At 41.2% G+C, this 12694-nt stretch carries 11 protein-coding genes; 7 read left to right on the plus strand and 4 right to left on the minus strand.

Annotated elements, in window-relative coordinates:
* Positions 1-20: 20 nt before the first annotated feature.
* Entirely contained in the window at positions 21-545 is a 525-nt protein-coding gene (locus tag RMZ95_RS25245; protein ID WP_322673965.1) for a Tol biopolymer transporter periplasmic protein, read from the plus strand.
* A gap of 88 nt (positions 546-633) precedes the next feature.
* Here the strand turns inward: RMZ95_RS25245 and RMZ95_RS25250 are convergent, their stop codons facing one another.
* The gene (locus tag RMZ95_RS25250) at positions 634-1641 is read right to left on the minus strand and encodes a succinate dehydrogenase/fumarate reductase iron-sulfur subunit (protein ID WP_322682222.1); all 1008 of its coding nucleotides are present in this window, start codon (positions 1639-1641) and stop codon (positions 634-636) included.
* Positions 1642-3113: 1472 nt separating this feature from the next.
* On the opposite strand from RMZ95_RS25250, the gene RMZ95_RS25255 reads away from it, so the two are divergent.
* Positions 3114-3551 (plus strand): AbrB family transcriptional regulator, encoded by a 438-nt coding sequence (locus RMZ95_RS25255; protein WP_094350106.1) that lies wholly within the window; start codon positions 3114-3116, stop codon positions 3549-3551.
* A gap of 148 nt (positions 3552-3699) precedes the next feature.
* Positions 3700-4575, plus strand: coding sequence for a type II CAAX endopeptidase family protein (locus tag RMZ95_RS25260; RefSeq protein WP_322682219.1), 876 nt, complete (start codon positions 3700-3702; stop codon positions 4573-4575).
* Between the two features lie 129 nt (positions 4576-4704).
* Here RMZ95_RS25260 and RMZ95_RS25265 read toward each other — a convergent pair whose 3' ends face one another.
* Positions 4705-5667: a M48 family metallopeptidase gene (locus tag RMZ95_RS25265; protein ID WP_322682218.1), complete on the minus strand. Its 963-nt coding sequence runs from the start codon at positions 5665-5667 to the stop codon at positions 4705-4707.
* A 160-nt stretch (positions 5668-5827) separates the two neighbouring features.
* Between RMZ95_RS25265 and RMZ95_RS25270 the strand changes: the two genes are divergently transcribed.
* The 3 genes from RMZ95_RS25270 to RMZ95_RS25280 all read left to right on the plus strand — a co-directional run bounded on the left by RMZ95_RS25270 (position 5828) and on the right by RMZ95_RS25280 (position 9426).
* Entirely contained in the window at positions 5828-7378 is a 1551-nt protein-coding gene (locus RMZ95_RS25270; RefSeq protein ID WP_322673962.1) for an ATP-dependent DNA helicase, read from the plus strand.
* 461 nt (positions 7379-7839) lie between these two features.
* Positions 7840-8055: a DUF2839 domain-containing protein gene (locus RMZ95_RS25275; protein WP_322682217.1), complete on the plus strand. Its 216-nt coding sequence runs from the start codon at positions 7840-7842 to the stop codon at positions 8053-8055.
* A 1026-nt stretch (positions 8056-9081) separates the two neighbouring features.
* Complete coding sequence (locus RMZ95_RS25280; protein WP_094350113.1) at positions 9082-9426, plus strand: DUF1815 family protein; 345 nt, start codon at positions 9082-9084, stop codon at positions 9424-9426.
* A gap of 292 nt (positions 9427-9718) precedes the next feature.
* Here RMZ95_RS25280 and RMZ95_RS25285 read toward each other — a convergent pair whose 3' ends face one another.
* Entirely contained in the window at positions 9719-11788 is a 2070-nt protein-coding gene (locus RMZ95_RS25285) for a CHAT domain-containing protein (protein ID WP_322682216.1), read from the minus strand.
* Positions 11789-11904: 116 nt separating this feature from the next.
* On the opposite strand from RMZ95_RS25285, the gene RMZ95_RS25290 reads away from it, so the two are divergent.
* The gene (locus RMZ95_RS25290) at positions 11905-12405 is read left to right on the plus strand and encodes a thioesterase family protein (protein ID WP_322673232.1); all 501 of its coding nucleotides are present in this window, start codon (positions 11905-11907) and stop codon (positions 12403-12405) included.
* Between the two features lie 66 nt (positions 12406-12471).
* Here the strand turns inward: RMZ95_RS25290 and RMZ95_RS25295 are convergent, their stop codons facing one another.
* A complete protein-coding gene (locus RMZ95_RS25295) occupies positions 12472-12669 on the minus strand; it encodes a hypothetical protein (protein ID WP_118162507.1) in 198 nt (65 codons plus the stop codon).
* Between the last annotated feature and the right edge of the window lie 25 nt (positions 12670-12694).

Raw genomic sequence — 12694 nt, forward strand, 5'->3', positions numbered from 1 at the left:
ATGACTAATGACTAAATTATATGAAACGTGTTTTTTTTATACCTATATTTTTCTGTTTAAGTTTATTGACTGGGTGTTTTGGCTACCCTCGGATTTTGAGTTATCCGTTTGATCCAGGGGGTCGGAGTCTCAATAGTTTAGCGTCGGAATTAAACCCCCAAATTTCTGGGAGATACATTGTTTTTATTACTGACCGACGCGGTAGCCAAGATGTTTATATGTTTGATACAGTAACTCGTGATTTGGTTGATTTGCCAGGTTTAAATTCCTTTGACGCGATCGCAAATCATCCTAGCGTTTCACAAGATGGTCGTTATATTGTATTTGCGGCTAGCCGTCAGGGGCGATCGGCTATTTTTCTCTACGACAGAGAAACACGCCAATCACGGAATTTGACCAACAACCTGCAAGCCGAAGTCCGCAACCCTACAATTAGCGCTGATGGTAGCAGGATTGCTTTTGAGTCTAGTAACAATGGTCAGTGGGATGTTTTAGTATATGACCGTTACGGACAACCGTTGAATATACCTCAAGAACCGCGTTGAGATAAGGGGATAAGGGGACAAGGGGACAAGGGGGAATTATTAGAGAAGTCTCTCCCTTGTATCTTCTCGATGCCCAATGCCCTATTCCCTATTCCTTATTCCCTTCAATTTGTTGAACAGATTCAATCAGCGATCGCACTTGTTCCGTACCCTCAGAAGATTCAAATGATAAAGGAAATTTACCTCGAAGGATCATCCGCAAACCGAGGGGTGCAAGACTAAGTAACCCTTTTAAATCGTGAAAGTAGTTACCAACTACTTGTAAACCAAATTGGCGTTCATCAATCCAACCACCTTCTTTAACCAAATCTATTAATACTTTCCGGTGACGAATTGAGCGACTATCGCTGACTTGTTTCTGAGTGAGAATTTCTTGTTTAACTTTGGTGATTTGTTCTAATGGTGCAACTTCCATTGGACAAACAGAATCACAGTACAAACAACGGGTGCAACCCCATACGCCTTTAGTACCTTCGTTATAGCTTGCTAAACGATTTTCGGTATCGCTATCGCGGGAGTCTGCTACCATTCGGTAAGCTTTGGCAAGAGCATGGGGCCCTACAAAATCTGGATTAACTTCACGAGCGTTGCATTCAGAGTAACAAGCTCCGCACATAATACAGTTACCAGTTTGATCGAGGCGCGATCGCTCTTGTGGTGTTTGCAAAAACTCTCTTTCTGGTACTTGTCGTGCTGCCGTACTCACATAAGGGGCAACTGCCTCTAGATTATTCCAAAAGCTGCTCATATCTACAACCAAATCTTTAATCACGGGCATATTGCCGAGAGGCGCGATCGTGATTTCACCAATAGCATTTACTTTACTTTGAGATGATGGTATTTGTTGTAATCTGGCAAGTTCGCTCCCAACATTTTCTTTACAAGCTAAAGCCGAACGCCCATTAATTCGCATAGCACAGCTACCACAAATAGTATTGCGGCAATTTTTGCGAAATGCCAAAGTTCCATCTTGCTCCCACTTAATCTGATTGAGGCAATCCAAGATTGTATTACCTGGTTCGGCCTCTACAATGTAGGTTTGCACAACAGGGGAGGAATTTTGTTGCTGTCGAATGACCTTAAAAATAACTTTCATCACTACTAACCAAAATTTTAAAATTACTTCACCAGCCTCAACAATCATGGTCAAAGCAGGTAGTTGCGAAAAGTGAGTTATACTTTTTGCCCTTAATTCAAACCCTGGTGTTAATAGGCTGACGATTAAAGGGCGACTGATTCTAGTTTAAGGATAACCATTAAAATTTTACTTGTAGTAGCGTTGTAGGCAAGATTTTTGTCAAATTCTGAGTTAAAACGCCAAAAATGTCATTGCAGCTTTGCATTGAATTTATCTGTTTGGCAATGTAAAGGAAAGAGAGTTTGCTTCAAAAGTAACTTCAGTTGATCTTTGATCTAGCGATCCTATCCAAATGAAATGCATCTGAAGTTAGCAACATGTCTTGATGTCAACTTTAGTCAAGCAGTCCTGACAGTAAAATTCCACCTTCGCCACCACTTGACAGAATTTTTTGATTATATAGAAGTCTGAAAGCCCATGTTTAATATATAGTAGTGGCAATCAAGCACTAAGCAGATGTTAAGAGATTTGTTCATCCCATAGACAGACGTGCAAAATCCTCTGGCCGCTTTTGACCTGAAGATAATAAACCGAGGAAAAATCCTCACCACTTTCAAATAAAAGTTAGAGTAGCGCGAAACCCGGAGGTGCGTGACTTTTCACTTTTTGGCTTGCTCTCAATCAACAAAATATGCGATTGAACTCATTGGTCAAAATTGCTCGTCTCAATATATAAATTTTTATAAAAGCCAGATAGCAATGCTCGCGCTTGCAATAATAAAGGGTTAAGAAAATCGTCACTGCTTTTTTCAACTTTCAAGTCCAGGAATTTAAATAAAAATTTACCAGCAACTTTAATTCAAAATTAAACAACTATTTTGCTATTATTAGTCCATGCTAGTATTTAATATAAAATTACGAAGTAGCAAAACCAGAATCAATAGCCGTATCAGCGCGGTTACTACTGCTTTGTTGATTCGTAATGTAGAGACAAGAAAATTCGCGTCTCTATTGGTAGGACAAAAGGGTGTATACCCGTAGGACTCTATTGAAATACTATGCTGTCCTAACCTTGAGAGGACAAGTGGAGAAAACTCTACTTGCTCATTGGCAAGAAAGGCAAGCACTGAAAGTGAAAAACCTGCAATTTTTTGGGTCTACGACTTATTTGCAGTAGAACCTAACCCCATTTGTAATGGTGGCTGAAAGTTACACCGCTACAGTAGCGCTAAAGAAGAAAATAGTTTTCTTTCTGATGGCGAATAATGGTTAAAAGTGCCGTAACATCACCAAAATTAATGTCTGTGGCAACTATGGCCTCTAGTTGGTTGTAGACAACCATATATAGAAGTGCTTTTGGCTCCTATCGGCAGGAATTCACCCGTTACACTAGGGTCTTCAGTAGCTCTATGCAAATGCTAAAAAATTAAATGCTGGCATGAGACTACATAGTTTATCAGTTTGGAGAGAGTAAGGAAAATTTGAGCATAATGACTGAAACTGCAACCGCGCCATTAACTGGAAAAGCACTACTTGCTAAAGTAAAAGAACTTTCCACATTACCACGCCGAGAAAGAGCTAAACAGTGCGGCTATTACACTGTTACTAAGAATAACCAAGTTCGTGTTAATCTCACCGATTTTTATGACGCTTTGCTATCTGCTAGGGGAATTCCTCTAAGTCCAGAAGCACCTAAAGATGGTCGTGGTCGCGAACCGACATATCGGGTTAGTGTCCATCAAAATGGTCAGATTGTAATTGGTGCTACATATACCAAAGCAATGGGCTTGAAGGCTGGAGATGAGTTTGAAATTAGGCTGGGATACAAACATATTCACCTGATTCAACTAGGTGAAAGCGATAAAAAACTAACCTCACAAGATATAGATTCTGACGAATCAGACGAAGATTTAGAAGACGAAGAGTAAATTTGCTGATGGTAAGGATAAGTTTCAGGTGATGATAACTTGTCCTTACCCCGACAGTAAATTGATAGCCAGGTAAAAAATACGATTAGACCCCTTGCAGAATTCACCAAATTTAGTAGAGTCTTGATTAATCAGCAAGAAATCTATAATGCAAGAAGTCTATCGTGTTTTTTTGTTTATTTTGATAAATTTCTTTGAGTCTTCGGTCAACGCCTTACTGGCGTTTAGAGAAAATGCACCGCCACTAGTTATAGTGACGGCATTTTTTGTTTGCTGGATAGTTTGCTGGTTGCCAGTAGCAACAGTATCAGCAATATTGCTTAATTGGCAACCTTCTAAACCTTTACAGCCAGAGCAAAAAATGCCGTTATTGGTGTCACTTTACCTATTAGCTCCCCCGATACTGTGGGGAGTTGTTTGGTTGAGTAATAAATCTTTTTCAGATTACGGCTTTGTTGCCAATTTTTCAACTCTTGGTTTTTTAGCGCTAGGTTTTGGTTTGGGAGTGCTGAGTCTAGCTATTGTATTTAGTGGGCAATTCGGGTTAGGTTGGTGTTCTTTTGAAAAGTCTAATTTCAAATTACTACTACCCATATTGCTACCGATTTTCTTGATAGCGTTATTAGTCGGTGGGATAGAAGAATTAGTTTTTCGCGGTTTCCTGTTCACAGAATTAGCACAGGATTACCCAGTTTGGTTAGCAGCAGCAATTTCTAGCTTGATTTTTGCCTTGTTACACTTGGTTTGGGAGCAACGCGAAACTGCACCCCAACTTCCTGGATTATGGCTGATGGGAATGGTGCTGGTGTTAGCACGCTTTGCCTCTAGAGGTAATTTGGGTTTAGCTTGGGGATTGCACGCAGGATGGGTATGGGCGATCGCTACCATAGATACAGCAGAATTAATTACTTACACTGGTAGAGCCTCTGACTGGTTCACAGGTAAAAATAAAAAACCCTTAGCTGGCTTGGCGGGAATTATTTGTGTATTGGGAACTGGAGTAATTATCTGGTTAAACTCTTAAGTATTGTAATTTCCCATAGAGAGATGTACGTTAACGCAGATCCCCGACTTCTCCAAAAAATCGGGGATCTAAATCCAACGATTTAGTAGGCACTATTCCACCCTACTAATCTTTATTTAGTGCTCAAAACTACTTAGACCTTCGGATTCTGTCAATTTCTCGTTGTAATTCTTCAATTTGGCGGCGTAAAATTTCTGTTTGATTTTCGGAAGATTCTGCTGAAACATTTACCGATCCGGAAGCAGGCGATCGCTGATAATTTCCTCGGCGAATTTGCTGATATTCTTCGGATACAGCCCACGACCGTAAGTAATGCAAGCGTTCAACCGGGAAAGGATGACTCAACATCATACCCTGAGCGCCATTGTAGATTAAAAACTTATATATCTGATTCAGTCCATCCTCGTCCAATGCCTGATAATTTTCTGACTGCTTGATAAACTCTTGTAAACTACATTCATTGGCATATTTGTTACTACCGCCAGAAAGTTTCATCATCGTTGACATCACAGGATTCAAGTCATCCATTACTAGTAGTGCAGCGCGATCTGACGATAACTCGGCTTTGCGCCGCCATTCAAAAAAGGCGTAAATCAAGCCTTGGGTAACAATATTACCGATGCCGAAGGTCAATTCTCCCAATGCCGAAGCAGCACTCATCGCCCACATCGCCATTTGAATTAAAATAGTATGACCACATTTAATATGCCCCAGTTCATGGGCTAGCACCGTCCGAATCTCGGCTTCGTCTAGTAAGTCTAGTATCCCTGTATTTATGACTATGTAAGGATTTTCTTGCCCCAAGGCATAGCTATTTACTTGGGGATTTTGCGAGACAAACAGTGTTGGTTCTGGGTAAATGTCCAAATCTCGGACGCATTCCCGAAACATCTGGTAAATAGTGGAATATTGACGCGGCCCAACTTGGATGCTGTTACCCATTAGATAGACTAATTGAGGGCGTTCGTAGATAAATTCCACAAATTTACGAGCGATTAAATCAAATCCTGGCAAATTTCGTAAAGCTTGCTCCGCTTGGCGATCTAGTGGATGCCTGAAGGCTTCGCTGGAAATTCCTGTGTAAGTTGGCATAATTTAGGGTATTGGATGATTGGTCATTGGTCATTAGTCATTGGTCATTGGTCATTGGTCATTAGCAAAGGACAAAGGACAAATGACAAATGACAAATGACAAGATAATAGAAATGGGGCAATTGGAAGTAAAAATCACTTTGTATGGAATTGAAAGCGTGTGATTGAGGCAGAAGTTCATTTGTCACTACATAACTTTTTGCGATCGCAAGCGGGGTTCCCTTCCTGGCCCCATCATTTGACGATGGCACGGTTGGTAGCACGCGCCTTGCGCCTGGGACGTAGCGCCCTAATTCAAGTAGGGGCGGTTTGTGGCTATCAAGGGCGGTATCGTACTAGTTTTGTAGCATCAGCCCTGATGTGGCATGGCCCTGTAATTATTGTTGCTCAAGAAACAGTGCAGCAACTTCTGCTACGGGTTGAAATTCCCCGTCTACAGCAGTGGCTACCAACCAATAAATCGATTAGGACAGGTGATGCTTGGCCTGATGCCCAGTTCCAAGGGCTACTGCTGACCTCCCCAGAAGCTTGGTTAAAAGGACAGTTAACTGGTGGCTCACGCTTTCCCCAAGGCATTCCCACAATTATTGATGGGGTAGACGATCTTGAAGATTGGGTGCGTCATCAACTTACCCAAGATATTCAACCCGATGATTGGGATCAACTCATGCTAGCTTGTCCCAACCAAGCTGAGGCAATTCGTGAAGCACGGATACAACTAACACACGAACTTTTTCAGCATCCTGCTAATCCATATCAGTGCTATCTAATTTCCCAGCCAGAAATAGAAATTTTAAGCCGTCTCTATTCTGCTTTAGAGTCAGTACAAGCACTGCCAGAACCTTGGAAACAATTCTGGCAACAATTTCAAACCCTCAACGAAAATCTTTCCTCCCCTGCTCTCTTCTGGGCGACTATTGCCCATCGGCAAGGTTTATTTTCTTTGCACTACGCCCCAATGGAATTAGGGGAAATACTCTCGCCGATTTGGCAGCGACAACCAGTAGTTTTAATTGGCAGCGCTATCGAACCGGAAACTGAGGCTCCCCTTTTTCGCCAGCGCCTGGGTTTGGAAGATTTAACTTGCTTGAAGTTCTCTTCGGAGAGTCAAGCAGAAGCAATTCAACTGTATGTACCCTATAAGTTGCCCTTACCCAACACGCCAGAATTTCAAGCGGCATTTATTCACAAAGTCCGCACACTGGTTTGTCTAAGTGCGACAGCGCCAGGATTAACTGTTGTCTTGGTGGGGGATGTACCACTAAAGGCTCAAGTAGCGGCAATTCTGGCTTCAGAGTTTGGTTCGCGGGTGCAAGTAGAAAAAACTTGTTTAGATGAAAATGGTATTTTGATTAGCGGTTGGGAATTTTGGCGAGAACATCAACGAGTTTTGCCAGCACCCCATCTGTTAATCATTGCTACGTTGCCCCTACCATCTTTGGAAAATCCCTTGGTAGCTGGTAGGGTAGCTCTTTATAAGCGATCGCATCAAGATTGGTTCCGTTTATACTTGTTGCCAGCAGCTTTAAATGAATTACAACGGGCGATCGCTCCAGTACGAGAAAGTCAAGGGATTGTGGCTTTGCTTGATAGTCGTGTAGTTAACCGCAGCTACGGCGCTCAAATTCTCACAGCTTTAAGTCCTCTGGCACGCATTAACTATCTCGATCCCAGCCTGTTTTCCAATACCGATGAGGAAAATTCTGCTTAAAATTCAGTTACCAGTGACGCCACTTGACGGCAGTTGCTCCACTTGGTGAGCGAGTCCGGTCTTGTTGTTTCAACAAAGAGGAACTCGCGAACCCGAAGGGGGAGACCCCAAGACCGCACTGCCTCCTCCACTTGGGGAGACCCCAAGACCCTTCGGGTTCGGCAGTCCCCCAGACGCTCGTTCCGACGCTCGTTCCTCGCTACCGCAACGCTTTCGCTACCGCTAGCGCTAACGACGGAAACCGCCATCGCGCTTCGCGTCTCCCCTTGGGAGAAGACGGGGGCTGCCTACCGCAGTGGTTCCCCAATGCCCAATTTAAATTTTGACGAAGCAAAGCGCGATCGCCTAAAAGCAAGCATTATTATCAGCTTATAGAAGGTGATGCAATTCATCGCCTTTCGAGTAAGCATAATTCCTGGCAAAATAAATTTAGAACCTAAGTAGAATTTGAGTTGCTGATTATGGGTGAAGCAAAACGTCGTAAAACCACACTAGGGGAAACATACGGTAAAGAGACTCGGATCTTGTCTTGGATTCCGATCACAAAAACTCAAGGCGAACAATTTGTCACTTGGACTACTCGCGGTGCTTGGATAGGCATTGGTCTAATGGTTGTTGGATGGGTAACAATCCGTTTTATCGGCCCAGCTTTCGGTTGGTGGCAAGTAGTCTCTTAATTCATAATTGAATTAGTTGGATATCTAGACTCCAACTAATTCAAGACTGCAAAAAAAGACAATAACTCGCAAGTGTCTTGCCAATAATTACAAATTACATTAGCGCAACGGTGGGCAGTTTGCGTACCCTATGGAAAAGCAAGCTAGGCGTAGCCTCTTGTAAAAAGCATGATGACGAATTACGAATTAGTTAACTGAGTTATTAATAAAAATTAATTACTCATTTTGGATAGATAATCGAAATATATTATATATGCATTAAATTTGGCAAAACCAAATTAAGATAAGAATCCTTCTAAATTCATCGTGCTTTGGTTTGTACAAGTTTTTGAAAATAATCTAAAAATACCTGAAAATATTGCCTAAATGGCAACATTGTTCTGCTGAGTTTAGGTATTGTCAGTGTTAAGTTTTCCCCTTGTGGATTCTACACTCACACTTAATCTACTAACATCACTAACTTGGTATAAATTGTTATTTCCCTGCTTTTGCAACTACTTAACCTATAATTCGCACTGTCATCTGCTTAATTTTATATATATAGGAGGAAGGAATTTGGTATAACTAATCATTTGTCTATACCAAAATCTACGTTAAAAACAGAACAGATTAAACATCTAAGCAAGAGACACTATAACGATGGAAAACTACATTTTGGCGTTTAATAACAGTCTATTTGACTGCACATAGCCAATAAAAACTAAATATGTAGCTTTTCTGTAGTTGACTAGTGCTAAATTTAAGTTACTCTTAAAGCGGATCTCTTGCTCTAAGAATCTACCCTGACAGAAATGTATAAAGATATAGTTAAATTTAGCAATTCTGTCCGAGATTTTGAATTTACAAACTGAATAGTTTGATACGGCCTTCAAAATCCCGATCCACTACCCTAAACAAAGTAGTCAATTCACGACTCAATATCATCTGTCTGGTAATTGTAATGAATAGTTTACAATACCAATGGGTGAGAAAATCTAAAGAAAATATAAAAGAAACTCAAATTACTGTGGTGTCTGGAGGACAAAAGTGTTTCTGAGACTAGCACATCAACATCGACAATTCGTCCAAGACTTAGTAATGAACCTGCAAGCCTTGGCGATTGTATTAGAGCGGCGTGGGTATCCTGCATCTTGCTATACCTGTGGCGACCAAATGAATAGTGCATCATTTATGGTTAGCTTGGGTGATAACCATCTGATTCGATTTTTAGTGTCCGATTACGGCATTACTTGGACAGAAATGCGGGATGACCGCGAATTAATGAAGTTAGAGGGTGCAGAGGCAATAAGCCAATTAGATGAATTGGCCGATCTTGTCAAGCAATCTATGCAAAGTGATACAGGCTCTAAAACTCTTGCCAAGAAGTATTAAAATTTCAGAGGTCGAGAGCAAATTAGAAATTGATTATCGGTAACTGTTAATCGGTAACAGTGGCTTAGTTAAGCGATCGCTTACCTATTTCTCCATTATCATAAAGTGATTGGCTATGGCTGGCCCATCGCATATTTTTTGTATCAGCGAAAATCTGACGATCTTGATTTTCAGCCTCTAGCTAGAAGGTGTTAAAACACAGCAAAGTCAGAGGTTAGTTAGTTGAGCGCTCCTCTTTTGCCATAATTTCATCAAAACGCGATCACTTCTCTACGAGACACTGCGCGAATATCTAAAGTCCATTGCCAATTAAAATAAAGGGTGCCCAATAGTACGGATGACTAAAGTCATTGACTGCTGCTACGGGTGCATTATGACTTATTTTCTTCCAGTTTCCAGTAATTAATGAGAGTTGAGCTTGGCGTAAAGCTTCAGTTTTAGTCAGCTTCTCAGTAGAAAGAATACCATAAAAAGCACTCATGAGTGCTTGTGTACCACCATCATCTACAGACCACAAAGAGGCGATCGCGGCTCTAGCGCCGGTTTGTTGCATCTGATAGCCAAAGCCCAAAATTTCTTCACCGTTACCTAACTTGCCTCCCAAGCCGGTTTCACAGGCGCTCAACACTACCAAATCTACATTCGGGAGTGACCAAGTGGCGACATTTCTAAAATTAACGCGATCGCCATTTCCAAATAAAATAAACGAATCTTCTGGTTTACCTACCACAAAGGCTGCATGAGTCGCTAAATGGACAATTGTATAATCATCCATTTGGGGTACAGCGACTTTAGGAGTAAAGGCATCGTCTAAAAGCTTCGTAGTTTCAGGAACCGCTGCTGCTAGACTTTCCACTTCCCGCACTGCAAAGGGTAAGCCAGCGAAAGCAACCTGTCGATTACCAACTTTGATTTGATAATTACCTTTAGTAAAAGCAGCCGCTAAAACCCGCAAAGTGGATTGTTTTGGGGTGTTTAAATTAGTCAGACTAGCAGATGTAATGTGATTCACGTTGAAACGCTGTACGAGCCATTGTTTGCGATCATACACAGCAGTTAAAGGAATGTAGCGTAATCGATCGTCTGGAGCGTAAATCAGAGTTTGCGTACCCGATAGCTTTAAGTCTTTCTCTATCGGTTTAATTAGCCAGTCATACAATTGGCGTGCAGGTGCTTTGATATTTCGACTGGGATTGATTAAAGCTTGACGGAAAGCATCAATTGTTTGATAAAGTTTTTCGCGCTTTACAGCAACGGTGCGATGGATTGGTGGGGATTCAGGAGTTACCAATACCAATTCCAAACTATCTTTTAAAATCAGTGGGTAGAGTAATGCCGATTTTTGCGGTAATCGCGCCAAATTATCTCGAAGTTCGTTGAGACTTTCCAAATCCAAATTTTGCCGCCTAGCTGTACGGCTAATTTGCTCTACCTGTGCTTTCACTGAAGGACTATTGATAAATTGGTTAAATCCATCTAGAAGTTGCTGTTGATTTAAGACTAATTGTTCGATGCGTTGTTTCTGTTCGAGCGATCGCTGTTCGGGGGAAATTTTCCGTAGTGTTGTTAATTCTTTACCCAGTACAACAGCATTATCCACACTTTGATCCAGCTTTTGTTTAATTGGTTTTTCTGTTGCCACTATATTAAGACCTTTGACAGTACGTTGATTACCTGGCACATTCTGGAGATATTCCTCTAGTTCTTCAACTTTGAGTAAATCCATTGTCCTTTGTGCTTCAGCAACACGTTCTTGTTTGAGCAATCGTTCACCCAAAATGCGATATGTCTGGCTAACAGTTATGTTGTAAGCATCTGGTTGTGGCGCACTCAATGCTGATGGATTCAAGCGAGCTTTCTCACGATTAATCAAACAATGCTTGTAGAAAAAAATTGCTAACTCTGGTTGGTTTTGGATATCGAATAAGTAACCTATGTTACTGTAGGTTTTGCCAAGTCGAACCAGATCCCCAAGTTCTTTGTTAATCAATAAGGCTTGCTGATAGAATTGAAGTGCTTCAGGATACTTTTTTTGACTTTGGTAAATTCTGCCAATATTGTTAAATGTTACCGCTTCCCAAGAGCGCTCTCCAAGGTCTCTAGTGATGGTTAATGCTTTCTGTAATTTCTGCAACGCTTCTTTTGATTGACCTTGACGAGATTCTTTGATAGCTTCTTGATTGAGCCTTGCAATTTCTGAGAGTTGATTATTCTTGGGTAAAGCTTGAGCTTTTTCTCCAGATTCGTACCTCAACCTTGCATTTGTATTTACCTGGTTATTGTCTGGATATACCATCCCAAAACCTAGTAAGCTAAGTAGAGATAAAGTAACAACACTCACATGCCGGAGATTAGGCTGCATAACAAAACACTCCCTATGCTCGGAAGGTAAATATTAAATCAAGAAGTCCGGCAACGCAATTAATTTTTATGCTATTCAATAATTTGGAAAATTTATAGGCGTTGAGAAATTTGAAGATGTCAGAAGAAAAACCCAGCCAACCAAAACTACCACCAACCAGCGCTCTTGACAATCCATCCAGTCACGAGTTTGGGAATTGGTTTGAATATCCTGTCAGAGTCCAACCCCACCACACTGACTATGCCGGTCTTGTCTGGCACGGTTCTTATATAGCTTGGATGGAAGAAGCGCGGATTGAATGCTTGCGATCTATAGGGATTGAATTTGCTGATTTAGTCGCTATAGGCTGCGATTTACCAGTTGTAGAATTGTCGGTGCGCTATCACCGTTCAATTCAATTGGGTATGGCAGTGCTGGTAAAAACCCGTATGGCTGAGGTGACTGGTGTCCGCATCAATTGGGATTACGCCATTATCTCAACTGATGGACAACAATTGTACGTTACTGCCAAGGTGACTTTAGTCGCTTTAGATCGCGAAAGAGGCAAGATTATGCGTCAGTTACCGCCGAGTTTTAAGGATGCATTAGCCAAGATTTCAGCATTAAATAACAATTGATCGGGCAAGGTTATCATTTCACCTTTTCTACTTCACCTTTTATTGGCAAAAGTGAAGTATAGATCGTTATTTTCCAGTTTGGATCTGCGACAAATTTTGAGCAAACTGCGTTACGTAATGCCAAATATCTTGGGGAGTAATGCCAAAACTAATATTTAATAAAACAAGGATTGCCGCAAGAGTTAATGCAGTGCTCACGGTTGCTTTCAGCAATTTCCATAATATTATGAAGACTATCCAAGCTATAATTAACGTAATAATCATATATATTCATTCCTTAATAATTGCC

The sequence above is a fragment of the Nostoc sp. DedQUE07 genome (assembly GCF_034530975.2).
In the GTDB taxonomy this organism is placed as follows: Bacteria; Cyanobacteriota; Cyanobacteriia; order Cyanobacteriales; family Nostocaceae; genus Nostoc.